Origin of the sequence: Pseudomonas sp. A0308, from assembly GCF_044218815.1 — a bacterium.
GTDB lineage: Bacteria > Pseudomonadota > Gammaproteobacteria > Pseudomonadales > Pseudomonadaceae > Aquipseudomonas > Aquipseudomonas iridis.
Map to the genome: position 1 here is coordinate 2,760,062 of NZ_CP162581.1, position 21,650 is coordinate 2,781,711.

A 21,650-nucleotide genomic window follows, 5' to 3' on the forward strand; every position below is an offset into this window, starting at 1 on the left:
TATACTGCGCCCTCGTCTTGAACACTGAGGTCGCTGCATGCCATCCGTTATTTCCACCGACGTTCTGATTGTCGGCGCTGGTGTCGCCGGCCTCTGGCTGAATGCGCGCCTGCGCCGTCAGGGGTTTTCGACCGTGCTGGTGGAAAGTGCCAGCCTCGGTGGCGGGCAGAGTGTGAAATCCCAAGGCATCATCCACGGCGGCGCCAAGTACGCGCTGCATGGCGCGTTGACCGGCGCTTCGGAAGCCATCGCCGACATGCCGCGACGCTGGCGTGAAGCGCTGGCCGGCAACGGCGAGCTGGATCTGAGTGGCGTGCGCCTGCTCTCCGAAGCCCATTACCTGTGGTCGCCGGGCACCCTCGCCGGCAACCTCACCAGCTTCTTCGCCAGTAAAGCCGTGCGCGGCCGCGTCGATCAGGTCAAGGGCGATCAACTGCCGCCAGCCCTGCAAGACAAGCGTTTCAAGGGCAAGGTCTATCGCCTGGCCGAACTGGTGGTCGATGTGCCGAGCCTGATCCAGCGTCTGGCCGATCTGGCCGGTGACGGTCTGCTCGCCGGGCAGACCATCGAGCCGTTGCTGGAAGCAGGCGTGCTGGTGGGCCTGAAGGTCGACGGTCGCGAGATCCGCGCCCAGCGCATCGTGCTCAGTGCTGGCGAAGGCACCGCGCATTTGCTCGAGCACCTGGGCCTGAGCAAACCGGCCATGCAGCGCCGGCCGCTGCACATGATCCTCGCCAAAGGCCCAGGCCTGAAACCGCTGTACGCCCACTGCCTGGGTGGCGGCACCAAACCGCGCATTACCGTCACCACGCATCCGGCGGCTGATGGTCAGTGGGTCTGGTACATGGGTGGCGACATTGCCGAAAGTGAAGGCGTGAACCGCGAACCCGCCGAACAGATCGCTACCGCGCAAAAAGAAATCTCCCAGTTGTTGCCGTGGATCGACCTCAGCACCGCGCAATGGGCGACGTTGCGCGTCGACCGTGCCGAGCCGCTGCAAACCGGCCTGACGCGCCCGGACAACGCGTTCCTCGCCGAAGAGGGTCGCCTGCTGGTCGGCTGGCCGACCAAACTGGCGCTGGCGCCGGACTTTGCTGACCGAGTGATGGCCTCATTGCAGCGCGACGGTATCCAGCCGCAACCCGGCGAACCATTGCCGTCGCTGCCAAAACCACCGATGGGCGTTCCGGCCTGGGAGCAACTGTTGCCATGAGCATTGCCACCCTGCATGACTTTCACCGCCCGCTGGGCAGTACCGGCCTGACGGTCTCACCGCTGGGCCTGGGCACGGTCAAACTTGGCCGCGATCAAGGGGTGAAATACCCCAACGGCTTCCAGATTCCCGATGACGACGAAGCGCGGATGCTGCTCAGGCAGGCACGCGAGTTGGGCATCAACCTGATCGACACTGCCCCGGCCTACGGTCGCAGCGAAGAGCGTCTTGGCCCGCTGTTGCGCGGCCAGCGTCAGGATTGGGTGATCGTCAGCAAAGTCGGCGAAGAGTTTGCCGACGGCCTCTCGCGACACGATTTCAGCGCGGCGCATACGCGTTTGTCGGTCGAACGCAGCCTGAAACGTCTGGAAACGGACGTTATCGATCTGGTGCTGGTGCACTCCGATGGCAACGACTTGGCCATTCTTGAGCACCAAGAGGTTTATGCCACACTCGCCGCGCTCAAGGCCGAGGGCAAGATTCGCGGCTTCGGTTTTTCCGGCAAGACCGTCGAAGGTGGCCTCAAAGCATTGGAGCAAGGCGACTGCGCGATGGTCACCTACAATCTGAACGAACAAAACGAGAAGGCTGTCATTGACTATGCTGCTGCGCACGGCAAAGCCATTCTGGTGAAGAAGGCCCTGGCCAGCGGCCACGTTTGCCTGAGCCCGGGCGTGGATCCGGTGCGCGCCAGCTTCGAGTTGCTTTTCGCGCAACCTGGCGTCGCCAGTGCTATCGTCGGGACGATCAATCCGCTGCACCTCGCCCACAACGTTGCGACCGTTGCCCAAGTCCTTCGTAGTCACTGACGCCGCCCCGCGGCCTTAAGCAGGAGCCGATATGCCGCGCACGCTCATCAGAAAGAACCCGAGCAACTTCAAGACTCTGCCGCTGTTCGTCGAAGCTACGCCCGAAGGCCTGACGTATCAGAGCGTCGGGATGCCGCTGAATTTCACGCAGACCTTGCAGCGACGCAAACCGGTCAGCGTGGCGGACGCCGAGCGCTTCTCGCTGGAACTGGCGAATCTGGGAGTCTCGGTGCGCCTGACCCTGCATTGGCAGAATCGCGACTACTGGGTGTTGGTGCGCCAGCGCCGGCAGGATCGCGGCGATGTGGTGCTGAAGTTGATTTCCGGTTACGTACCGGCTCACGAACTGAATATCCCGCTGCACACGGCCATTCAGGAAATCGCCGAAGAGTGTTTGCTGGAAACCCCCGAAGGCTGGCTCGGCGGGCGCTTCAACGACACCTGGCTGCCGGCGCCCTACTCCTCGGCCCTGCACTATCGCGAGGCTTTGCCGTTTCGGTTGACGCCGTTGTCCGGTTCGGCACGCCCCATTCGTAGCGCCAATCTGCAATTGCTGGAGCGGCCGCGGGCCTATGTGCACTTGCCGACAGCGTCGCTGCAATTGATCTACGACTTGCGCCTGGACGTGCCCAAGGAAGCCAAGTCCCTGAGCCTGTTCCACGTCGATGAGCGTCTGGAAGGCGATCAACTGGTGGCGCGGCTCGACCGCAAGCGCCCCGATCTGTACTTGATGCCACTCAAGGACGGCGCGCCACTGGCCGAGTTGTACACCCTCAAGCGCGACAAACTGCTACCGGCCAGCACACGCGGGCTGTATCTGGCCGAGAGCTTTGCGAATCAAGAAGGCTGGGTAGTGCGCGAAGAGCGGATTCGCTGGAAAGACTGGCTGGTGCAACAGGGCCTGCAACCGGCAAAGCCCCCTCGTGCAGGCCTCAAGCAGCTAAGTCTCAAGGCGTTGCGCCTTGTGGGCCTGGGCAAGAAGCGCGCGAGCAAGTAGCCGGCAACAGCATCTTTTATTTTGGGCGGAACAACTTTTGCCACCAACGACGAGGTTGCAGAGGCACCACGATGACGTCCGCTGTCTGCAACCAGTCCCGCTCGTAATCCCAGGCATGGCCACCCCACAGTTTTCCTGCTTCGTTGGAAAAACCAAGGGTCATGAGCTGATAGGTATAACCGGCATGGCGGCGCAACCCGTCGAACAACAACAGCGTGCTGAAACCCGTAGAGGGCCCGGCGTAGAGCTTGCCTCCCGGGCGGTTGACTGGATAGTTCAACAGCGGCGGCAAGGGAATGCGGTCCATGTACATGGCCACGCCCGGCATCGGACTCATCGGTGTGATGCTCCCCACCAGCATCGTGAAACAACGCGCATCCGGCTGATCCAGCAACCGCTGCACATTCGGCCCGCACGGCAGACCAAAAAAATACGCATCCGGTGCGTTGCATCCATGCACGAAGATATTCACGCTTTGCTCGTTGAGCAGCGATGCCTTGATGCAGGTATTAAAGCTGACCACGACATCATCGACGCCAATGTTCAACGCTTGGAAATCTGCCGCAGTGATAGCCGGGTTATTGGCCACCAGTACGACACGAGCCGCATTGCTTAAACATTCGCGCAAGGGCTCAGGCAACGCATCCAGAAGAGACTGGTTACGGCCAGGCAGCGTGTCCGACGCCATGTGTTCGTTCTTCATTCAGACCGGTACCTTCATTCCATAACGCAGCTTGACCCAGAACTGCGTGAACGCCGAAGGCGGCTGCCATGGGCGCATTTCACGCTGGATTTCCGTGGCCAGGGCCTGGCCAACTCGGGCGAAGGAATAGCGACTTTGCGCAAACTCCTGCCCATTCATGGCGATACGTTGCGCCAGCTCCGGGTCGTCCTGCAGCAGTTTGATCTTCGCAACGGCCTCGTCTGCGCTGCGGTAAAACACGGTGTTGTGCATGTCTTCGAAGCCGAGTAACTGGTCTTCTTCGCCCTGGCTCCAGGCCAGCAGCACGCAGCCACAAGCCATGGCTTCAAAATTCTTGATCATGAACTCGTTCATGCCGATGTCAGCACTGACGAAAATCTTGATGCGATTGAGTGTTTCGAGGTATTCCGTACCCGATTTCGTGCGAGTCACCAGCATGCCGGTACGTTGCGCGAGCGACTCAAGCATTGCCTTGCGCTCGGCGTACTCGGTGCTTTTCAGGCTGCCCAGAAAACCGATGGGGATATCGCGCTCGGCGCCGGTATTGCGCAGCATCTGCTCGTCGTAACCCTTGGAGACGAAGACTGTGTCGATGCCTTCAGCGAGCATTTTGCGGGCAACCACGGCGCCGGACACCAGCGCGCGGCAGCTCGGTAGACGACTGTAGAGACGCGAATACACGCCACGATATTTACTGGCGGGCATGTAGTTCTGGTAGGCGTCGTGCTCGAGGAACACCAGCCCGGGAATGCACTTGAGCACCCGCAATTGCGTGGCCAGGCGCTTGACCCGAGAGAAGATCACCACGCGGTCGAACGTTTGATAGTCAACCGAGGCCAGAAACGGCCCGAGATTCATCTGTTGCTGCTTGCTCAGACGGAAGATGACGCATTCATCACAGTTCTGCTGCACGATGTCGTAGAGCCGGTCGAGAATGACCCGCTGCTCGTCCATCACCAGTAGCATGACTTTCATAGGTTAATTGACCACGCGACGTAGGCAGGCAAGCGCATCGGATTCAAACCTGCCGACATCAACGGAAACGGCTAGATCCCCATGGCAAAATCCGTTCACACGCAGTACACAAAGGTAAAAATTCATCTGATCAGCGACTGCGGATTTTTTCGACAATTGCGGTCGTCGAGCTGTTTTCCACAAGCCCCAGCACTTTCACGGTACCGCCATAAGACGTCACGATGTCGGCGCCGACCACTTGGTCGATCCCGTAATCGCCGCCCTTGACCAATACGTCCGGCTTGACCTCACGCAGCAGGTTTTCCGGGGTGCCTTCAGGGAAACTGATGACCCAGTCCACCGCGCCCAACCCTGCCAGAACTGCCATGCGGCGGTCGACACTGTTGATCGGACGACCCGGCCCCTTCAAGCGACTGACCGAAGCATCGTCATTGACCGCGACAATCAGACGATCGCCCTGGGCGCGCGCCTGTTCCAGATAGGTCACGTGGCCGGCGTGCAGAATGTCGAAGCAGCCATTGGTGAACACGATCTTTTCGTTATGCGCCCGAGCATCGGCCACCGCGAGAATCAACTGCTCCAGGCCCAGCACACCGCGCTCGGAGCCTTCTTCACGCTGAATGGCGCGACGCAGTTCCGGAGCACTGATGGCCGCCGTACCGAGTTTGCCGACCACAATGCCTGCGGCCAGATTGGCCAGCGCCACGGCATGGGGCAGCTCTTCGCCGGCGGCGATTGCAGCAGCCAGCGTCGAGATCACCGTGTCACCGGCACCGGTGACGTCGAACACTTCTCGCGCACGGGCCGGCAGGTGCAGCGCCGGATGATCAGGACGCAGCAGGGTCATGCCGTGTTCGCCACGGGTCACCAGCAGCGCACCGAGCTCAAGGTCGTGCATCAGCGCAGCGCCCTTGCTCACCAACTCATGCTCATCGGCGCAACCGCCGACGATGGCTTCGAATTCGCTGAGGTTGGGGGTGATCAGGCTGGCGCCACGGTAGATCGAGAAATCCTTGCCCTTCGGGTCGGCCAGCACCGGGATATTCCTGGCGCGGGCAGCCTGAATCAGCGCCTGATGGTTTTTCAGTGCGCCTTTGCCGTAGTCGGACAACACCAGCACCTTGATGCCTTCCAGCAGATCATCGACCTGCGAGGCGAGGGCCAGGGCATCGGTGGCAAACGGTTCTTCAAAGTCAATTCGCAGCAATTGCTGGTGCCGGCTCATGACCCGCAGCTTGACGATGGTTGGCTGGTGCGCAATGCGCTGGAACAAGGCACGTACGCCCGCGCCCTTGAGACTGTTGCTCAGGCTGTCGGCAGCTTCGTCGTCACCGGTCACACCGACCAGGGACGCCGGCGCACCCAGCGCGGCAATGTTCAAGGCAACGTTCGCGGCACCGCCCGGACGATCTTCGATTTGCTCGACTTTAACGACCGGCACCGGGGCCTCAGGGGAGATCCGTGAGGTTCCGCCATGCCAGTAACGGTCGAGCATGACATCGCCGACTACCAAGACCGGGGCTTGATCGAAACGCGGCATGGACAACTTCATGGAGCAACCCACATACAAAATGAACAGGGGCGCGATATTAACACAGGGAAAAGCGCCGTCCGCCTCAATCTGAAAGGTCGCGCACCCAGAACAATTCGTGGCGCCGGACAGCCTTGCGGAAAAATTCGTTACTGCCCGTTACAGGCCAGCGGCGCCCGGCCAGAGCCTGCTGGATCCAGCGGCGCAATTGGCGCTTGAACACTTGCCCGCCCTGCAAGTCATGCTCCATCGCCAGTGCCATGGCCTTGTCCAGCTGCGTATCCGCCGACAGCAACGGGCTCCACAAGCGGTCAGCCGGCAACGGCTCGATCGCAGGCGGCAAGGCGATACCGGCACCAGCAGGCCCCATCGGCCAGCGGTCGTTGTCATGCAGGTGATTGGCGTACATCAGGAACGTCGTCGGCTTCCAGTTGCTCAGGGCAATGGCTTCAAGCAGCGCTTGAGTGGAGGCGACGTGATCGCTGTGGGGGTCGAGCTCAGGATGCGGCGTGACCAGCACCTCGGGACGATAGTGTTCCAGCAGTTTCGCCAGGTCACCGACCAGATTCTGCCAGGTCGGTTGCCCGTCGATGTCGGCGGGCAAGGCCAGAGGATTATGCCGGCGCACGCTGCGCACATCGCTTTCCTGCGACTCTCGGGAGCCGAACGCCTTGCCCGGTTCTGCAGCCATCGCAGGCAATTGCAGGCAGTAATAACCCAGTTGCACGCAACGCTCGGCGGGCACCCCGCCCCACTGCGGAATCGCCAGACTGTCCCAACTGCGCAAACGCCCCTTCAACCGGGCAGCCGCAGCTTGATCCAGACCCAGGCGCTGGAAATCTTCAGCCTCGATCTCGCCTTGGGTCAGAGTGACGATGCTGACGTCCTCGCAGCGGCTATACAGGCCGAACGCTGCCAACTCGGCATCATCGGCATGGGGCGCGATGACCATCACACGCTGGCGGCTGTAGTCAGGGCTGGCCATGATCCACAATGTGCCGGCGGTACCCGCTGCACAATAGCGGCCGCGCAGGGTCAGTGATCCCTGCTGCAATGCCTCGGCTTGACCGGACAGATTCAGAAAACGCCGCCCGCTGACCCCGCGCTCAAAATCCTGGCGATCATCGCCGACCTGAACGTAAGGATCGAGCCAGCGCCCCAGCCAGCCGGCCTTCAATTCAAGTTCGAGAACAAGCGTCTCGCCTGCTGCCAACGGCTCGCTCAGACGCACAACACCAGCGCTCAGGCTCACCGCCTGACGCGCCGTGTCAGCAGGAAACGCGTATTGATAATCGTCAGAGGGCCGATAGAACAAATGATCGGCAAACCACGCCTCGTGGGCGATCCAGGCCAGCACCAGCAACAGCGGCACCAGCCACCACGCGATGAGTAACCCGATCACAAGCAGCGCGACCAGAAAGGCTACGAGGAACATGCGCTTGTTACGTCGATGGGCCTTGAGAAGCTGTTGCTTGCGAGCGCTCATGAATTCAGACCTTGTAGACCGGCACCGTGTGGCACCAGCGATCCTTGTACTCACGGTCGGCACGACCGAATGAATAACGCAGAGGCTTGCCCAGCGCCTGCGCATCTGCCCAGGCCTGCTGGGTGTTGACGAAGCTCAGGACGCTGCCCGGGCTGAACTCGCGGCTCTGCGGGTCGACGCCACCATTGACGTATTCAAGCGACACCCACTCGGGCGCCTCGACGCGATACAAAACCTGAATGGCCACGGGGGCCGATTCGAGCATGACCACCGAGCCGGTCATGAATTCGCGCAACAGTGTGAAGACCTCGACCAGCCCGGCCTTGCCCGGCACCTCAAAGCCCCAGCGACGCTGAAACAGATCGCCGTAAGCGGCGGCCTGCTCTTGCGGGGTAAAATCGGACATCGGCACCAGCGAGCCACCCGCCTCTTCCAGCAAGCGCTGCTCGCGACGCTGGTTGTAGCGAAATTTCTTCGAATACTCTTCCGGCAACCGGGCAAGGGCCAGGCCCTCCGGCTGCGCTTTCAAGGTGCTGATCTGCTCGGCATTCAGCTGGGAAACATAGGCCATGCGCTGACGGACCGGCACGACGATATCGGGTGCGATCGGCAGGATGATTTCTGCATTGCCCATGTCCAGCAAGCCGCGCTTGCCCTCACGCTTGAGCACTTCCTTGGACAAGGCGACGTGGCGCCCCCAGCAAGGAATGGCGGCAAGCACCTCACCGCCAACGATCCAGCCCAGGTAACGCAACTCGATGCCAACGAAGGCCGAAAGCCGTTCGACCACCTCGGGATGTGTCGCGAAACTGCCACCGAAACGCTGCCAGGCACCCGCGTAAGCATCCCGGTCGATTTCAGTCCAGCCGCGCTCACGAAAGCTGCGAAACATTGTCAGCATACGTTGGTCACGTGGGCCGGCTGAGGTTCGTCACCCTCTTCAAACTCTTTGGCATGCAGACGCGAGTAGTAGCCGTTCTGCTCGAGCAACTGCGCGTGAGTGCCACGCTCGACGATGCGGCCTTCATCCATGACCAGAATCAGGTCGGCCTTCTCGATGGTGCTCAAACGGTGAGCGATGACCAGCGTCGTGCGGTTCTGCACCACATGATCCAGTGCTGCCTGAATGTGCCGTTCCGACTCCGTATCGAGAGCCGACGTGGCCTCGTCGAGAATCAGCAACGGTGCATCCTTGAGCAGGGCCCGGGCGATCGCGATGCGTTGGCGCTGGCCGCCGGACAGCAATACGCCGTTTTCGCCGACCATGGTCTCGTAACCCTCCGGCATCTTGACGATGAACTCGTCAGCATAAGCCTCGGTAGCCGCGCGTTTGACCTCTTCGAAAGGCGCGCCAGCCAGATCGCCGTAAGCGATGTTGTTGGTCACAGTATCGTTGAACAGCGTGACTGCCTGGGTAACCAGAGCGATCTGGCGACGCAGGCTGCGCAAGGTGAAATCCTGAACCTCTACGCCATCAAGCAGAATCTGACCCTGCTCATGCTGGTAGAAGCGCGGAATCAACCCGGCCAGCGTCGACTTGCCGCTGCCCGAACGCCCGACCAGAGCAACCATCTGCCCAGGCTCGACGACAAAGCTGATGTCGTTGAGCACCTTTTTGTCGGTGTCCGGGTACTGGAAGCTGAGATTGCGCACTTCCAGACGACCTTCAAGACGATCGCGCTCGACCGTGCCCTGATCCACTTCCGCCGGCTCATCCAGTTGCTCGAAAATACTCTCGGCACCAGCCACGCCTTTCTGGATGGTCGAGCTGACTTCGGAGAGCTGGCGAATAGGCTTGGGCAACAAACCGGCCATGGTGATGTAGGCCACCAGATCGCCCGGCGATGCGTCACCGCGAAGATAAAGCACGAGGAACATGACCACGGCCATGGCGCTGTACGTCACCAGTTGCAGCATCGGTGTGTAAACCGCGCCGGTCTTGGTCATCGTCAATTGCTTGTCGGTGTTGCTTTGGCTGGCGTCGCGAAAGCGGTCTTTTTCGTAGACTTCGCCACCGAAACTGCGCACGACGCGATAACCATGAATGGTCTCGGAGGCAACGTGCGTGACGTTGCCCATGGACACCTGGATCTTTTTGCTTTGCTTGCGGAATTTCTTGCTGGTGCTGTTCACCATAATGCCGATCACCGGCAGGATAGCGACCATCACCAGGGTGAGTTTCCAGTTCATCCACAACAGGGTGCAGAACAGGAAAATCACGGTCATGCCTTCACGGATGACCACTTTGATCGCATCCGTCGCCGCCCCCGTGACCATCGTCACGTTGAAGGTGATTCGGGAAATCAGATGACCGGAGTTGTTCTTGTCGAAGAAACGGTTGGGTAAATCCAGCAACTTGTTGAACAGCACGACCCGCAAGTCATGCACCAGGCCCAGAGAAACCCGCGCCAGAAAGAAGTTGCCGAGATAAGAACCCACACCCTGCAACACGGCGATGAACACAATCATCAGTGGTACGGTTTCGAGCAACTGCAACTTGCCCAGATAAGGGTTGCCCGGAAACAGACTGGCTTCAGGATTGGCCAGACCGTCGACAAAGTACTTGAGAATGTAAGCGAGCATTGGCTGGGTCGATGCGAAGAGCAGGAACCCGACGATGCTGAGAAGGAAGAGACCGGCGTAAGGCCGCACGTAAGCCAAAAGGCGGAAATAGATCGCCAGCGTTGACTGGGCTTTCGGTTCAGGACTGCTCATGGTGATCCGCACAATTCAGTGAGGCGCGGATGATATCACACGCGTTTTTCCCCCGATAAACATGACTTAACGCCAGCCTTGGAGCAAGTCGGTTAAGATACGCCGCTAATGATGGGAGCCAGATATGCAATCGATTGATCACAGCACTTACGAGGCACTGCGCGAAGGTGCACACGTACTGGAAGCCGACGGCTCCGGCGACAAGGTGCTCAGATTGGCCGATGGACGCATGCTCAAACTGTTCCGTCGCAAGCGGCTGCTCAGCTCTGCGCTGTTCTACCCCTACGCGCAACGCTTTGCCGACAACACCCGGGCCCTTGAACAACGCGGCATCCTCTGCCCCAAAGTCATCGCGGTGTACCGCATCCCGAGCATCGAGCGTGACTGTGTGTATTACAGTCCGCTGGCGGGCAATACCGTGCGCCAGTTACAAGGCACCAGCGAAGAGACTGACTCACTGAGATTCCAACTGGGCGGGTACTTTGCTCAATTGCACGAGAAGGGTGTGTACTTTCGATCGCTGCACTTCGGCAACGTGGTGCTGACCCCCGACGGCCATCTGGGCCTGATCGACATCGCCGACCTGCGCTGCCAGAAGCGCTCGCTCAGCGACAGCAAACGCCTGCGCAATTTCGCTCACCTGCTGCGCTACAAGGAAGATCGGCAATGGTTGCTGGGCCAGGACGCCGGCGACACCTTTATTGAAGGTTACCGACAGGCCCTGCCGAGTAACCGGCAAGCGCCGCTGATCTCGCGCCTGCGCCCACTGCTTGCTTGAACCCTAGCGACCAATCACCACAACGGTCGCGCCTTTGCGATTGGCGAAATGCTCAAGGATGCGCAGCTTGTGTGCTGCCAGCCACTCGTTCAGCCATGGCTCGTCCCCCTTCGCCTCGATCACGAAGTAGCGGTAGTCGCCAGCATGCGCTGGCGATATTGCCTCTTCCTGCGTCAGGACTGGCAACACGTAGCCGCGGCCCGCGTAATAGCTGATCCGCCCATCCGAAAAGTAAGTCGGCGCGTCCGGTTCGATATGGGAGGACATCCAGCGGCCGGCCTCGACATAGTGGGTTTTCCCGGCTCCGGTGGAGATGACGTTCGAGAGCATCACCAGCAGCGCCAGCACCACCAGCCCCTTGCCCATACGCGGAAATTCGCGAGCAAACGCTGCCAACCCCATCGCCAGCACAGGCACAAACAACAGATTCAGAAAACTCATGTAGCGCGTGTTCATGAACTGTTGCTTGATGAAAAACAGTACCAGTACCACCAGGTAGAGCAACGCTACCCAGGCGAAAGGACGATAGTCGCGCCAGTAGATGCCCAGCACGCCCCAGTTGCGCCGCAATATGAACGGGACGGCAAACGGCCCCATCAACTTGACGAAAGTAATCGTCATGGTCGCAAGAATGCCGAAGAAAATGATCCGGCCCGCTTCATCCTGGGAATACTTGTTGATGAGTGAATTGGCGAACTGATCGCAGAGCATCTGGAACGAGGCGAACACACCGCGCGGCTCAATCATGTCCAGATACAGCACCACGCGCGCCGACATGAGCACGCCTGTCACCGACACGACCAGCAACCCAAGAACCGGCAACAACGAAAACTGAAAGAACGACAGGCGACGGCTCGACGACCACAGACTGGGCAATTGCCACAGCGCCAACGCCGGCATCAACAACAGCGCCTCCAGCCGAAACAAGGCTGCCGCGACAATTACCATATGAATGAATGCCGCACGCAACCAGCCTCCACGTGCCTGCCAGCGCAACGCGAGCCACAGCGCCAGTGTGCAAAAAAACCAGAAGCCGCACTCACGGATGATGTCATTCCGAAAGGCATTGACCGCCGGCATTGCCAGCATGACAAGACAGGCCCAACGAGTGATGTCGGGCGAACGCTGACGGACGCAGTCCACCATCAACGCGCTGGTGCCGGCAAAGAAGAGACCACACCAGAGGTAGGCGCTCAGTTCCAATGGCAACCGCAGGATGGAATGGGTAGCGGCAAGCAGAAGGGAAAACCACGGCCAGTCGAAGGAGGCCCAGGCGACATTGGGACCATGCTCGGTGACTTGTTGTGCGACATCGATGTAAAGCGCGGCATCACGCCCTACTGTCGCAGTCCCCATGACCGCTATCAGCGATAGCAGCAAACTGCCAAAAAATGCCAGCCATACCGGGTATTCGTCGATGATTCTGGAGACCTGAGTACCCACTTTCCCGCTCCTGCCTTTCACCCAGCCACCTCACCAACACTCATAACAAGGTACGCGCAGTCACGGCGGACCATTTATCGAAACAGCAAACGCAAAGCCTTGCGAGTGTAGGACCAGCGCGAAAACGTGCGCCAGTCTGCACGCAGTGCCTGAAAATAGAAGCCCTTGGCCAGGCTGTATTCGCCATGTGAATAACAATCGCGAAACAGCGACAAGCAACGCTGTGCCAAAAAGGCCTGACGCAGGTCGTGCATCTCCTTTGGCATGCGTCGACTCGAAAACACCTCGCTGACGACCTGCTCCGTACCGGCAGCAAGACTTTGGCGCAAATCGTGACGCATGCTGTCGACGTGCTTGTAGATCAGTGCCAGAGGCTTGTCGAGGACGGTGCAAGGATAGCGCGCCAATACCTGGGCAAACACCGGCAGATCCTCAACGTTGCGCAAATGTTCCGGGTAATTGCCCGGAGCGAATACATCGCGATGCATTGCGCAGGCGCCGTTGGATATCGATACAGTCTTGTCCAGCAGGTAGCCCTGCAAACGCTGACGAGGCGTCAACGGCAAAGGCTTGGCGCTCTGCAAGCTGCGCCTGCCGTCAGCAAATACCGACCAATGCGCGCCAATGATCATCAGAGTTTGCGGGTTGCTGGCAATGTGCTGCGAAATCGCGGCCAGTGCACCAGGTGCCATTTCGTCGTCGGAATCGAGAAAAACCAGATATTTCCCGGTCGTTTCTTCAATCCCCCGATTGCGCACCGTAGACAACCCGCCATTGCATTTGCGCAGCGCGCGAAAACGCCCGCCATGCTTGAGCAACAGCGATTCCACTACCTCAGGCGTCTCGTCCGTCGAGCCATCGTCGATGACCAGCAAATCCGCCGTCGCTTCATCCAACTGCGCCAACACCGACTCCACTGCGCGGGGCAGGGTTCGCGCGTAGTTGTAAACGGGGATCACGACGCTGATCAGGGTTTCAGTCAATTGCGTATCCTTTTACACCCTCTTTAACGACCAGAATATCTTCCATGATCAGGTACTCCAGATCGGAGCCGAAAAACATGTTCAGCGCGTCAGTCGGCGAGCAGATCATCGGTTCGCCACGACGGTTGAGCGAAGTGTTCAGCGACACGCCGTTGCCAGTCAGGTTTTCCAGCGCTTTCATCATGTCATAGTAGCGCGGATTGTATTCGCGCTTGAGCACCTGGGCGCGAGACGTGCCATCTTCGTGGACAACCTCCGGCACACGGGTCTTCCACTCTTCAGATACTTCGAAGGTGAACGTCATGAACGGCGCCGGGTGATCAATCTTGATCATCTGTGGAGCGACAGTGTCGAGCATCGACGGGCAGAAAGGCCTCCAGCGCTCGCGGAACTTGATCTGGTGGTTGATCCGGTCAGCAACGCCGGCCACGCTTGGGCAGCCAATGATCGAACGACCGCCCAATGCGCGCGGACCGAACTCCATGCGACCCTGGAACCAGGCCACCGGATTGCCCTCGACCATGATTTTGGCGATCTGCTCCGGCATGTTGTCGAGCTTGCGCCAGACAGGCTTGCTCTCGTGCCGGGCACACGCGGCGATCACGTCTTCGTTGCTGTATGACGGGCCGAGGTAGACGTGTTCCATCTTCTCGACCGGAACGCCGCGAGCGTGTGACACATAGGCTGCTGCGCCAACCGCGGTGCCGGCATCGCCGGACGCCGGTTGCACGAACAGTTCCTTGATGTCATCGCGGGCGATGATTTTCTGGTTCAGCTTGACGTTCAACGCACAGCCGCCGGCGAAAGCCAGTTTGCCGGTTTCCTTGAGCACGTCGCCCAAGTAGTGGTCGATCATCTGCAACGCCAGTTTTTCGAACAGCGCTTGCATGCTCGCGGCGTAGTGGATGTAAGGTTCGTCAGCGATGTCGCCTTCGCGTTTCGGGCCCAGCCATTCGATCAGCTTCGGCGAGAAATAGAAGCCTTTGCCCTTCTCTTTGTAGCGACGCAGGCCGATGACGTTGGCGTAGTCGGTGTTGATCACCAGTTCGCCATTTTCGAACGACGCCAGACGCGAGAAATCGTATTTGCTGGCGTCACCGTAGGGCGCCATGCCCATGACCTTGAACTCACCGTCGAGCATCTCGAAACCGAGGAACTCGGTGATTGCGCCGTAGAGGCCGCCGAGGGAGTCCGGGTCGAAGAATTCCTTGATCTTTTGGATCTTGCCGTTTTCGCCGTAACCGAAGAAGGTCGTGGCGTACTCACCCTTGCCGTCGATACCGAGGATCGCGGTTTTCTCTTTGAAACCGGAGCAATGGTAAGCGCTGGAAGCGTGGGCCAAATGGTGCTCAACCGGTTCGATCTTGATCTTTTTCGGATCAAAACCCAGTTGCTCGAGGCACCAGACGATCTTGTTGCGGTAGCGCTTGTAGCGACGATTGCCCATCAGGATCGCATCAAGCGCGCGGTCCGGGGCGTACCAGTAGCGCTTGGCATAGTGCCAGCGGGCCTTGCCGAACAGACTGATCGGCGCGAAAGGGATTGCCACTACGTCGACATCGGACGGCTTGATGCCGGCCTGTTCAAGACAGAACTTCGCCGACTCGTAGGGCATGCGGTTCTTTGCATGCTTATCGCGTACGAAGCGCTCTTCTTCAGCCGCCGCCACCAGCTTGCCGTCGATGTACAAGGCTGCTGAAGGATCGTGGCTAAGGGCGCCGGACAGGCCAAGAATCGTCAATGCCACAGGGGTCTAGCCTCTTTAGTCTGCGTGCAGGCGCGATGCGCCTTTTAAATTGATGTGTCCTCGCATAAGGCGATAGACAGCTAAAGAGCGGGATTATAGCGTAAACGTGACGGGAATTACCCTGTGCGAATTGCCCCGGGGTGAATGGTTTGCATATTCCTCGTCCGCTGACTCTATAACCGCCCACGCGTCGAAATTTTCGATGCGATCGTGCTGCGTCCTACTGATTTTCGTCCCGGGCTACCGATGGCAATCTCTGAAAATCAGCACCGAGGCCGTTGTCGGCACAGCTCATGGCTTGCGAAGAAACTGCAAGACACTTCAAAGCCCTTATCTCTCACCCGACTCAGACACCACTCGAAATATCTTTCGGCAATCGCTGATCGATCACTTGATATAACGCACTGCTCTCGGGCCAGTTACGCATGAATCGCGCCCGGTCCCGCGCATAGGCCGGGGCAAAGCTGCCCGGCGAGCCATGCTGACACATCGAGTCAAGATCGATCAGCGCCCAGCGATCGTTGTGCCAGAACAGGTTGTGGCCCTTGAAATCGCCATGACTGATGCGCTCGGCAATCAATCGGGCAAACAACCGATCCAGTGCCTGCAACTCCGATTCCGGTGCTTCGCCATTTTCAACATACGGCGCAAAGCGCTCGATGATGTCCGGCCCCGGCAGGAACTCGGTCACCAGATAGGCACGGCTGCGCAACCACAGGAAGCGCTTTTCCAGCACCGCCAGAGGCTTGGGCGTGGCAATCCCGAGAAACGCCAGGCGATTGCCTTCACGCCACGAATGCCAGGCACGACTCGGACGCCAGAACCGCTTGAGCCAATGCGCGAAACCCTTGATGTTGTAGCGCTTGATCACCAATTGGCGCGCCCCCACTTCGACCTTGCCGACGCTTGCCGCGCCGCCGGTCTTGTAGAGATGGCCGCGCTCAAGCAGCGTATCCGCCTGTTCAAGCACCGGAACCATGGCCGCTTCTTCCTCGCGACGAATCGCCTGCAGGCCAAACGCACCACGGCGGACGCTGAACAGGGTGCATTCGCGGCCGACCTTGATCAGGTAATCCTTCAGGCGCCAGCGGCGCACCTTGTCGATCTGCTTCTGCAAGGCTTCCAGCGGCAAAGCGTGCTCGCTGTTGCTCAGCAGGTAATACACCAGCAGCTCTTCGGTGAACGGCTCCAACGCCTTGGGCAACTGGGCGAAAAACACGCCGAGATTTTCCAGGACCTTTTCCCGCGACAACGGGTGACCGGCGGTTTCCACGCAAATGCCGGCACCGTCGATCAAGTACAACTGACCGCCGTGGCGCAGCAGATTGTCCAGGTGCAGGTCTTCCTGCCAAAGCCCTTTGCCGTGCAACTGGCCAATGGCGGCAAGCGCCTCGGCCAACACAGCGGTTTGTTCATCCGCCAGCGGCGGCAGTGCCTCGACTTGCGCCCAGGCATCGCCAAGGCTTTGCGCGCCTTCCAGGAAGTCGAACAGCAGCCAGCCACCCTCACCGCTTTTCAGGCCATCGGCCAGCAGCAGCGGTGTCGTCAGCCCTTGTGCGGCCAACAGGCGCACGCCTTCCAGTTCACGCTGAAAATGTCGAGCGGCCTTACTGCCGACCAGCAATTTGGCCAATACCGGGCGACCGCGCCAAACGCCGGCACCGACGTAACGTTGCCCAGGCAACACGCGCAGCAGGCTCAGCAACTGCAAATCCGCAGCACCGGCCGCATCGGCCAAAGTGACTGTCAGCGGCAATTGCGGGGTACGCCCGACAGTGGCCAGCTCGGACAATTGCATCAGCGAGTCTCCTTGTGACTGCGGCGCGCAGTCAGCCGGGCGAGCCAGCTGTCGAGCAGCGAACTGTCCACAGGCTGATCGAGATAGGCCGACAGCAACTCGCGCAGTTGCGCCTCGTTCCACTGCGGTGCGCGGCGCTGCAGCGGCTCCAGATCCTTGATCCGGTCACGCATGCCGAACAACAACGGCCGGGTTTTCTCCAGGTCGATCAATTGCGCCTGATACCCGTCGCCGCGGGCCTGAAGAAAAATGTGTTTGGGATAAAAACAGCCATGCACCTGACGCACGCCGTGCAACTGCCGCGCCAGCAACCCGCAGGCCTTGAGGATGGCCGACTGTTGCCCAGCGCTGAGCTGCGACCAGCGCGCAAGCAGCGACTCCAGGTCGCTCCAGCCATCCAGCGCCCGCGTCAGCAGAATCGCGCGGACTTCGCCAGCGACTTTACGCTCACCGAAAAACGCCGCTTGCAACGCCGGAATACCGAGCTTGCGGTAGCGGCTGATATTACGAAATTCGCGGGCAAAGCTTGGTTCGCCGAACGGCGCATGCAAGGTGCGGGTCAGGTAATTGCTCTGGCGCTTGAGGTAGAAACCCTGACCTTCGAGTTCGAGACGGAATACGCTGCTCCAACCGCCACGGGCAGTATTGGGCTCGTCCACCGCTTCAAGCTGTTTGGCCCACAGGGCGTCAAAAGTGCCCAGGCCGTGGCGCTCAAGCAACGCACGGTCTTCATTGGCGAGAAAGTCAGTCATTCGCGTCCCTCGAAAAATCTCACCACGTGCCGAATCCGTTTCTTGTCGGCAGTATTGAGCCGATCGCACTGGCGGTATTGCATATAAAAGCGCAGGCGTTGGGTATTGGACAGGTGATATTTGGCGAATTTGTCGAGACAGGCCAGATCCTTGGTGATCCGATACTTGAGCCAGAAGCCGCGCCAGAACTCGCCATTGGGGCAATCAATGAGAAATATGCGCGCCTGATCGTCGATCAACAGGTTGCGCCATTTCAAATCGTTATGGGTAAAACGGTGATCATGCATCGTGCGCGTATAACCGGCCAACTGCTGGCTGATACCGTCGACCCAGGCGCGATCCTTGAGCTTGGGGTCCTTGCGATCGGCGAGTGCGGCGAGGTCCTCGGTATTGGGCAATTCAAGGGTGATCATTGCGCCACGGTCGTATGCTGCACCACGTCGCTCCAGCCCCCACGCCACCACTTCAGCGGTAGGAATTCCCCATTTGGCGAAGCGCTTGAGGTTCTGCCATTCCATCTTCACTCGCGGCTTGCCGAGGTAACGGCGCAGGCCTTTGCCGGCGCCGACGTAGCGTTTGACGTAATAATTGACGCCGTTGCGCTGCACGCGAATGACCTCGGACAACGGGTCGCGGGTCAGCCGCTCGCCCTGAAGGGCGAACACCGCGTCGAGGCTGCCGAAGTCTTCGGCAAGATCGCTGTACGGCGGTTCAAGAGTCCAGCCCGCCATCAGAGCGCATCCCCGTAACGCTGTTTACGTGCGTAGAGCTTGCTGGCTTTACCTTCCAGCCAGTTAAGCAGCGGCGCTTCTTGCGCCAGAATCTGCCGTAGCGGCTGCTGGAAATAGCCCTTGAGGAATCGCAGCTTGTCGCGACGCGTCAGGCCGATGTCCAGGGCGGAAAAGTACAGCGCCGCCAGATCCTTGTTGCGCCAGCGTTGCGTGATTCTGACGCGGGTCTGGGCGCGGTGCAGGTCGATCACCGAGAGTTTGAAATCATCCGCCGTCACCGGTTTGTCAGTGTGCAGCAGGAAGTGGCAGATGTAGCAGTCGCGGTGATTGACGCCCGCGCGGTGCATCATGCCGGTCATGCGCGCCACTTCGGCAATCAGCGCGTGTTTGAGTTTCGGCTGCGGTGGCTGCTTGAGCCAGTCGATGCTGAAGTCTTCGAGGCTGATGGTCGGCGCCAGTTCTTCGGTGACGATGAACGAATGCTGGTCGGCCGGGTTGCTGCCCTTTTCGCCATACGCCACGGCAGTCATGGTTGGCACGCCGACTTCCTGCAAGCGCTGGATGGCTTTCCACTCCTGACCCGCGCCGAGTACCGGCAGCTTGGCGGTCAGCAGGTTCTTGAAGATCTCACCCCAGCCGATACCACGATGGATCTTCACAAAGAATCCATGGCCGTCGACTTCGGTGCGCAGCGTCCGGCGCGCTTCGAGCTCGCGGTACACCTCGCCCTGCAAGCCCTCGACTTCGGCGAACGGGTCGCGTCCGGCCCAGAGGCTCTTGAACGGTTCAGCCAGCATCAACTTCATTTAAGCGTGCTCCGCCAGAATCACATCCGCCGCGTGTTGCGGCATGCTGTAAAGGTCGGCCGTTTCGGCGAACGCCAGACCATTGCGGCTCCAGGCCGCGCGTGCAGCGTCGTCGCTCAACATATCGGTCAGGTATCGCGTCAGTTGCGCCTGATCGAACGGTTCGTCCAGCACTCGCCCGGCATCCGCCTCGGCAATGTAGTGGGCATAACCGCACACCGCGCTGACCAGCACAGGCAGGCCTGCAACCAGCGCTTCGAGCAGCACTGTACCGGTATTTTCGTTGTACGCCGGGTGGACCAACAGATCGGCGCCGAGCAAGAACCGCGGGATATCGCTGCGGCCCTTGAAGAACGTCACGTTGTCGCCCAGGCCCAAAGTGGCGCTCTGCATCTGGAACAATTTGGGGTCATCCTGGCCGATTACAAACAGCCGGGTGCGTTTCTTCAGTTCGGCGGGCAATGCGGCCAGGGCTTTAAGACTGCGATCGACGCCTTTGGTCTTAAATCCGGAACCGATCTGCACCAGTAGCAGGTCGTCGTCCTTGAGCTTGAATTCGGTACGGAAACCGGCGCGAATCTCATCGGCATCCGCCGGACGGCGACGATCCTGTGCAATGCCCGGCGGCAGCAAATGGAAGCGCTCGAGTGGCGTGTCGTAGTGCTTGATGAAGAGCGGCTGCTGCACTTCGGAAATCATCAGCACTTCGGTTTTCGCCTCTTTGGCGAACACCGCGCGCTCGTACTCGGCGAAGTGGCGATAGCGGCCCCAGCGACGGTACAGCGAATTGCGCAGGTTCTGCGCCTTGTCTTCGAAGCAACCGTCGGCGGCGTAATACACATCCAGACCGGGCATTTTGTTGAACCCGATCAGGCGATCCACCGGACGCTTGGCCAGATCCGCTTCCATCCACGCACTGAGTTTTTCGTTGCGACGGTGATTGAAGAACGCCTTGACCGGCGCCACCAGCACTTCGAAACCGGGCGGCACGTCGCCTTCCCAGATCAGCGTGTAGACGCGGATCTGGTGACCGCGCTTCTGGCATTCGAGGGCGATGCGCATGAAATCGCGCTGCAAGCCACCGAACGGGAAATATTTGTACAGGACGAATGCCAATTGCATCAGCGCAGCTCCTCAGCCATTAACAACGTGCTCAGTCGGCTGGCGACACGCTCGGGGTTCAGACGCGTGAAGCACAGAGGCTGTTCACGCTTCAGGTCAAACTGACGGGCATCCTGCTCGGTCGGTTGATAAGTGCATTTTTTCTGCAGGCACGGCGCGCATGGAAAGTCGCTGGCCATGTGAATCTGCAACTTGCCGTAGGCGCCGGTCAGGCCCGGGTTGGTCGGGCCGAAAAGCGAGATGGTCGGCACGTCCAGCGCCGCCGCCAAGTGGCCGAGACCTGTGTCCACCGCCACACAGGCTTGTGCGCCGGCAAGGACTTTGCCGACCCCGGCCAGATTAAGCTTCGGCAGGACTTCGGCGTGTTTGAAACCGGCGGCGATGCGCTCGGCGCGAGCCTTTTCCAGCGGGTTGCCCCATGGCAGTTTCACGCCAACGCCGAGATAACCGACACGCTCGGTCAGCTCCCGCCAGTAAGCTTCCGGCCAGTGCTTGGTGTCCCACGTCGTACCGTGGAGAAATACCACGAAGGCGTTCTTGCGCGGCAACTCGACCAGACGCTCGACGTTGAGACCATAATCGCCCAGGCCTTTGGGCAGGTCATAACCGAGAGCGATGGCAAACAACTGACGCACGCGTTCAACGGCATGTTGACCGCGGGCCACGGCCAGCTTGCGATCATAGAATCGCGCAGCCATAGGCTCACGGGCCGAGCCTTTGTCGAGACCGGCCACCGGCGCTTTGACGTAACGGGTCAGCCAGGCGCTTTTCAGCAAGCCCTGCGCGTCGATCACCAAATCGTATTTGTTCGCGCGCACGCTCTGCTTGAAGCGTTTCCACTCGCCGCTGGTGATGGTTTTCCAAAGACTTTTGCGCCAGCGACGGATCGCCACCGGAATCACTTTGTCAACAGCCGGGTGCCAGGTTGGAATCTCGGCGAAGCCTTCTTCCACCATCCAGTCGAACTTGATTCCGGGGATGGCCCGGGCCGCGTCGGTCAGCGCCGGCAACGCATGAATCACGTCGCCCAGCGATGAAGTCTTGATCAGCAATACCCGCAA

Annotated in this window: 19 protein-coding genes; 4 read left to right on the forward strand and 15 right to left on the reverse strand. The window is 59.9% G+C overall.

The window, feature by feature from the left end; genetic code table 11:
• The first annotated feature begins 37 nt into the window (after nt 1–37).
• From AB4P92_RS12715 to AB4P92_RS12725, 3 genes are read left to right on the forward strand one after another with little or no spacing between them, the layout of a single operon-like run.
• Nucleotides 38–1,213, forward strand: coding sequence for an FAD-binding oxidoreductase (locus AB4P92_RS12715; protein WP_200615130.1), 1,176 nt, complete (start codon nt 38–40; stop codon nt 1,211–1,213).
• Nucleotides 1,210–2,022 carry an aldo/keto reductase gene (locus AB4P92_RS12720; RefSeq protein WP_395599467.1) on the forward strand — a complete coding sequence of 271 codons (813 nt, stop codon included), beginning with the start codon at nt 1,210–1,212 and terminating at the stop codon, nt 2,020–2,022. The genes AB4P92_RS12715 and AB4P92_RS12720 overlap by 4 nt, the downstream gene beginning before the upstream one ends.
• A 31-nt stretch (nt 2,023–2,053) precedes the next feature.
• Complete coding sequence (locus AB4P92_RS12725; RefSeq protein WP_261736286.1) at nt 2,054–3,019, forward strand: metal ABC transporter ATPase; 966 nt, start codon at nt 2,054–2,056, stop codon at nt 3,017–3,019.
• A 16-nt stretch (nt 3,020–3,035) separates the two neighbouring features.
• Here AB4P92_RS12725 and AB4P92_RS12730 read toward each other — a convergent pair whose 3' ends face one another.
• From AB4P92_RS12730 to msbA, 6 genes are all read right to left on the reverse strand, one after another.
• On the reverse strand, nt 3,036–3,722 hold the full coding sequence (locus AB4P92_RS12730; protein ID WP_395599468.1) for a hypothetical protein: 687 nt from the start codon (nt 3,720–3,722) through the stop codon (nt 3,036–3,038).
• Nucleotides 3,723–4,697 (reverse strand): glycosyltransferase, encoded by a 975-nt coding sequence (locus AB4P92_RS12735; protein WP_395599469.1) that lies wholly within the window; start codon nt 4,695–4,697, stop codon nt 3,723–3,725.
• Between the two features lie 130 nt (nt 4,698–4,827).
• The gene (gene hldE, locus AB4P92_RS12740; protein WP_042557338.1) at nt 4,828–6,249 is read right to left on the reverse strand and encodes a bifunctional D-glycero-beta-D-manno-heptose-7-phosphate kinase/D-glycero-beta-D-manno-heptose 1-phosphate adenylyltransferase HldE; all 1,422 of its coding nucleotides are present in this window, start codon (nt 6,247–6,249) and stop codon (nt 4,828–4,830) included.
• A gap of 64 nt (nt 6,250–6,313) precedes the next feature.
• Entirely contained in the window at nt 6,314–7,714 is a 1,401-nt protein-coding gene (locus AB4P92_RS12745; protein WP_395599470.1) for a PIG-L deacetylase family protein, read from the reverse strand.
• Between the two features lie 4 nt (nt 7,715–7,718).
• A complete protein-coding gene (locus tag AB4P92_RS12750; RefSeq protein ID WP_261736282.1) occupies nt 7,719–8,615 on the reverse strand; it encodes an antimicrobial resistance protein Mig-14 in 897 nt (298 codons plus the stop codon).
• Complete coding sequence (msbA, locus tag AB4P92_RS12755; protein WP_210624124.1) at nt 8,609–10,429, reverse strand: lipid A export permease/ATP-binding protein MsbA; 1,821 nt, start codon at nt 10,427–10,429, stop codon at nt 8,609–8,611. Before msbA ends, AB4P92_RS12750 begins: the two co-directional genes overlap by 7 nt.
• 124 nt (nt 10,430–10,553) lie before the next feature.
• On the opposite strand from msbA, the gene AB4P92_RS12760 reads away from it, so the two are divergent.
• A complete protein-coding gene (locus tag AB4P92_RS12760) occupies nt 10,554–11,207 on the forward strand; it encodes a lipopolysaccharide kinase InaA family protein (RefSeq protein ID WP_042557334.1) in 654 nt (217 codons plus the stop codon).
• 3 nt (nt 11,208–11,210) lie between these two features.
• On the opposite strand, the gene AB4P92_RS12765 is transcribed toward AB4P92_RS12760, so the two are convergent.
• The 9 genes from AB4P92_RS12765 to waaC all read right to left on the reverse strand — a co-directional run bounded on the left by AB4P92_RS12765 (nt 11,211) and on the right by waaC (nt 21,650).
• The gene (locus tag AB4P92_RS12765; RefSeq protein WP_395599471.1) at nt 11,211–12,587 is read right to left on the reverse strand and encodes a hypothetical protein; all 1,377 of its coding nucleotides are present in this window, start codon (nt 12,585–12,587) and stop codon (nt 11,211–11,213) included.
• Between the two features lie 137 nt (nt 12,588–12,724).
• Nucleotides 12,725–13,633 (reverse strand): glycosyltransferase family 2 protein, encoded by a 909-nt coding sequence (locus tag AB4P92_RS12770; RefSeq protein WP_395599472.1) that lies wholly within the window; start codon nt 13,631–13,633, stop codon nt 12,725–12,727.
• Nucleotides 13,626–15,380 carry a carbamoyltransferase gene (locus AB4P92_RS12775; RefSeq protein WP_395599473.1) on the reverse strand — a complete coding sequence of 585 codons (1,755 nt, stop codon included), beginning with the start codon at nt 15,378–15,380 and terminating at the stop codon, nt 13,626–13,628. Before AB4P92_RS12775 ends, AB4P92_RS12770 begins: the two co-directional genes overlap by 8 nt.
• 346 nt (nt 15,381–15,726) lie before the next feature.
• Nucleotides 15,727–17,178, reverse strand: a complete 1,452-nt coding sequence (locus AB4P92_RS12780; protein ID WP_395599474.1) for a lipopolysaccharide kinase InaA family protein — start codon at nt 17,176–17,178, stop codon at nt 15,727–15,729.
• Nucleotides 17,178–17,930 (reverse strand): lipopolysaccharide kinase InaA family protein, encoded by a 753-nt coding sequence (locus AB4P92_RS12785; RefSeq protein WP_395599475.1) that lies wholly within the window; start codon nt 17,928–17,930, stop codon nt 17,178–17,180. The genes AB4P92_RS12780 and AB4P92_RS12785 overlap by 1 nt, the downstream gene beginning before the upstream one ends.
• The gene (locus AB4P92_RS12790) at nt 17,927–18,661 is read right to left on the reverse strand and encodes a lipopolysaccharide kinase InaA family protein (protein WP_395599476.1); all 735 of its coding nucleotides are present in this window, start codon (nt 18,659–18,661) and stop codon (nt 17,927–17,929) included. Before AB4P92_RS12790 ends, AB4P92_RS12785 begins: the two co-directional genes overlap by 4 nt.
• Entirely contained in the window at nt 18,661–19,467 is an 807-nt protein-coding gene (rfaP, locus tag AB4P92_RS12795; RefSeq protein WP_395599477.1) for a lipopolysaccharide core heptose(I) kinase RfaP, read from the reverse strand. Before rfaP ends, AB4P92_RS12790 begins: the two co-directional genes overlap by 1 nt.
• Complete coding sequence (locus AB4P92_RS12800) at nt 19,468–20,589, reverse strand: glycosyltransferase family 4 protein (RefSeq protein ID WP_395599478.1); 1,122 nt, start codon at nt 20,587–20,589, stop codon at nt 19,468–19,470. It abuts the gene before it with no gap.
• Complete coding sequence (gene waaC, locus AB4P92_RS12805) at nt 20,589–21,650, reverse strand: lipopolysaccharide heptosyltransferase I (RefSeq protein WP_395599479.1); 1,062 nt, start codon at nt 21,648–21,650, stop codon at nt 20,589–20,591. The genes AB4P92_RS12800 and waaC overlap by 1 nt, the downstream gene beginning before the upstream one ends.

What these genes read in the sequence shown, in the direction of transcription:
- AB4P92_RS12760 (WP_042557334.1), top strand. Translation starts at nt 10,554, where the DNA reads ATGCAATCGATTGATCACAGCACTTACGAGGCACTGCGCGAAGGTGCA.
- AB4P92_RS12800 (WP_395599478.1), bottom strand. Translation starts at nt 20,589, where the DNA reads ATGCAATTGGCATTCGTCCTGTACAAATATTTCCCGTTCGGTGGCTTG.
- AB4P92_RS12750 (WP_261736282.1), bottom strand. Translation starts at nt 8,615, where the DNA reads ATGCTGACAATGTTTCGCAGCTTTCGTGAGCGCGGCTGGACTGAAATC.
- AB4P92_RS12720 (WP_395599467.1), top strand. Translation starts at nt 1,210, where the DNA reads ATGAGCATTGCCACCCTGCATGACTTTCACCGCCCGCTGGGCAGTACC.
- AB4P92_RS12745 (WP_395599470.1), bottom strand. Translation starts at nt 7,714, where the DNA reads ATGAGCGCTCGCAAGCAACAGCTTCTCAAGGCCCATCGACGTAACAAG.
- AB4P92_RS12725 (WP_261736286.1), top strand. Translation starts at nt 2,054, where the DNA reads ATGCCGCGCACGCTCATCAGAAAGAACCCGAGCAACTTCAAGACTCTG.
- AB4P92_RS12780 (WP_395599474.1), bottom strand. Translation starts at nt 17,178, where the DNA reads ATGCAATTGTCCGAGCTGGCCACTGTCGGGCGTACCCCGCAATTGCCG.
- AB4P92_RS12785 (WP_395599475.1), bottom strand. Translation starts at nt 17,930, where the DNA reads ATGACTGACTTTCTCGCCAATGAAGACCGTGCGTTGCTTGAGCGCCAC.
- rfaP (WP_395599477.1), bottom strand. Translation starts at nt 19,467, where the DNA reads ATGAAGTTGATGCTGGCTGAACCGTTCAAGAGCCTCTGGGCCGGACGC.
- hldE (WP_042557338.1), bottom strand. Translation starts at nt 6,249, where the DNA reads ATGAAGTTGTCCATGCCGCGTTTCGATCAAGCCCCGGTCTTGGTAGTC.
- AB4P92_RS12730 (WP_395599468.1), bottom strand. Translation starts at nt 3,722, where the DNA reads ATGAAGAACGAACACATGGCGTCGGACACGCTGCCTGGCCGTAACCAG.
- AB4P92_RS12790 (WP_395599476.1), bottom strand. Translation starts at nt 18,661, where the DNA reads ATGGCGGGCTGGACTCTTGAACCGCCGTACAGCGATCTTGCCGAAGAC.
- AB4P92_RS12715 (WP_200615130.1), top strand. Translation starts at nt 38, where the DNA reads ATGCCATCCGTTATTTCCACCGACGTTCTGATTGTCGGCGCTGGTGTC.
- msbA (WP_210624124.1), bottom strand. Translation starts at nt 10,429, where the DNA reads ATGAGCAGTCCTGAACCGAAAGCCCAGTCAACGCTGGCGATCTATTTC.
- AB4P92_RS12735 (WP_395599469.1), bottom strand. Translation starts at nt 4,697, where the DNA reads ATGAAAGTCATGCTACTGGTGATGGACGAGCAGCGGGTCATTCTCGAC.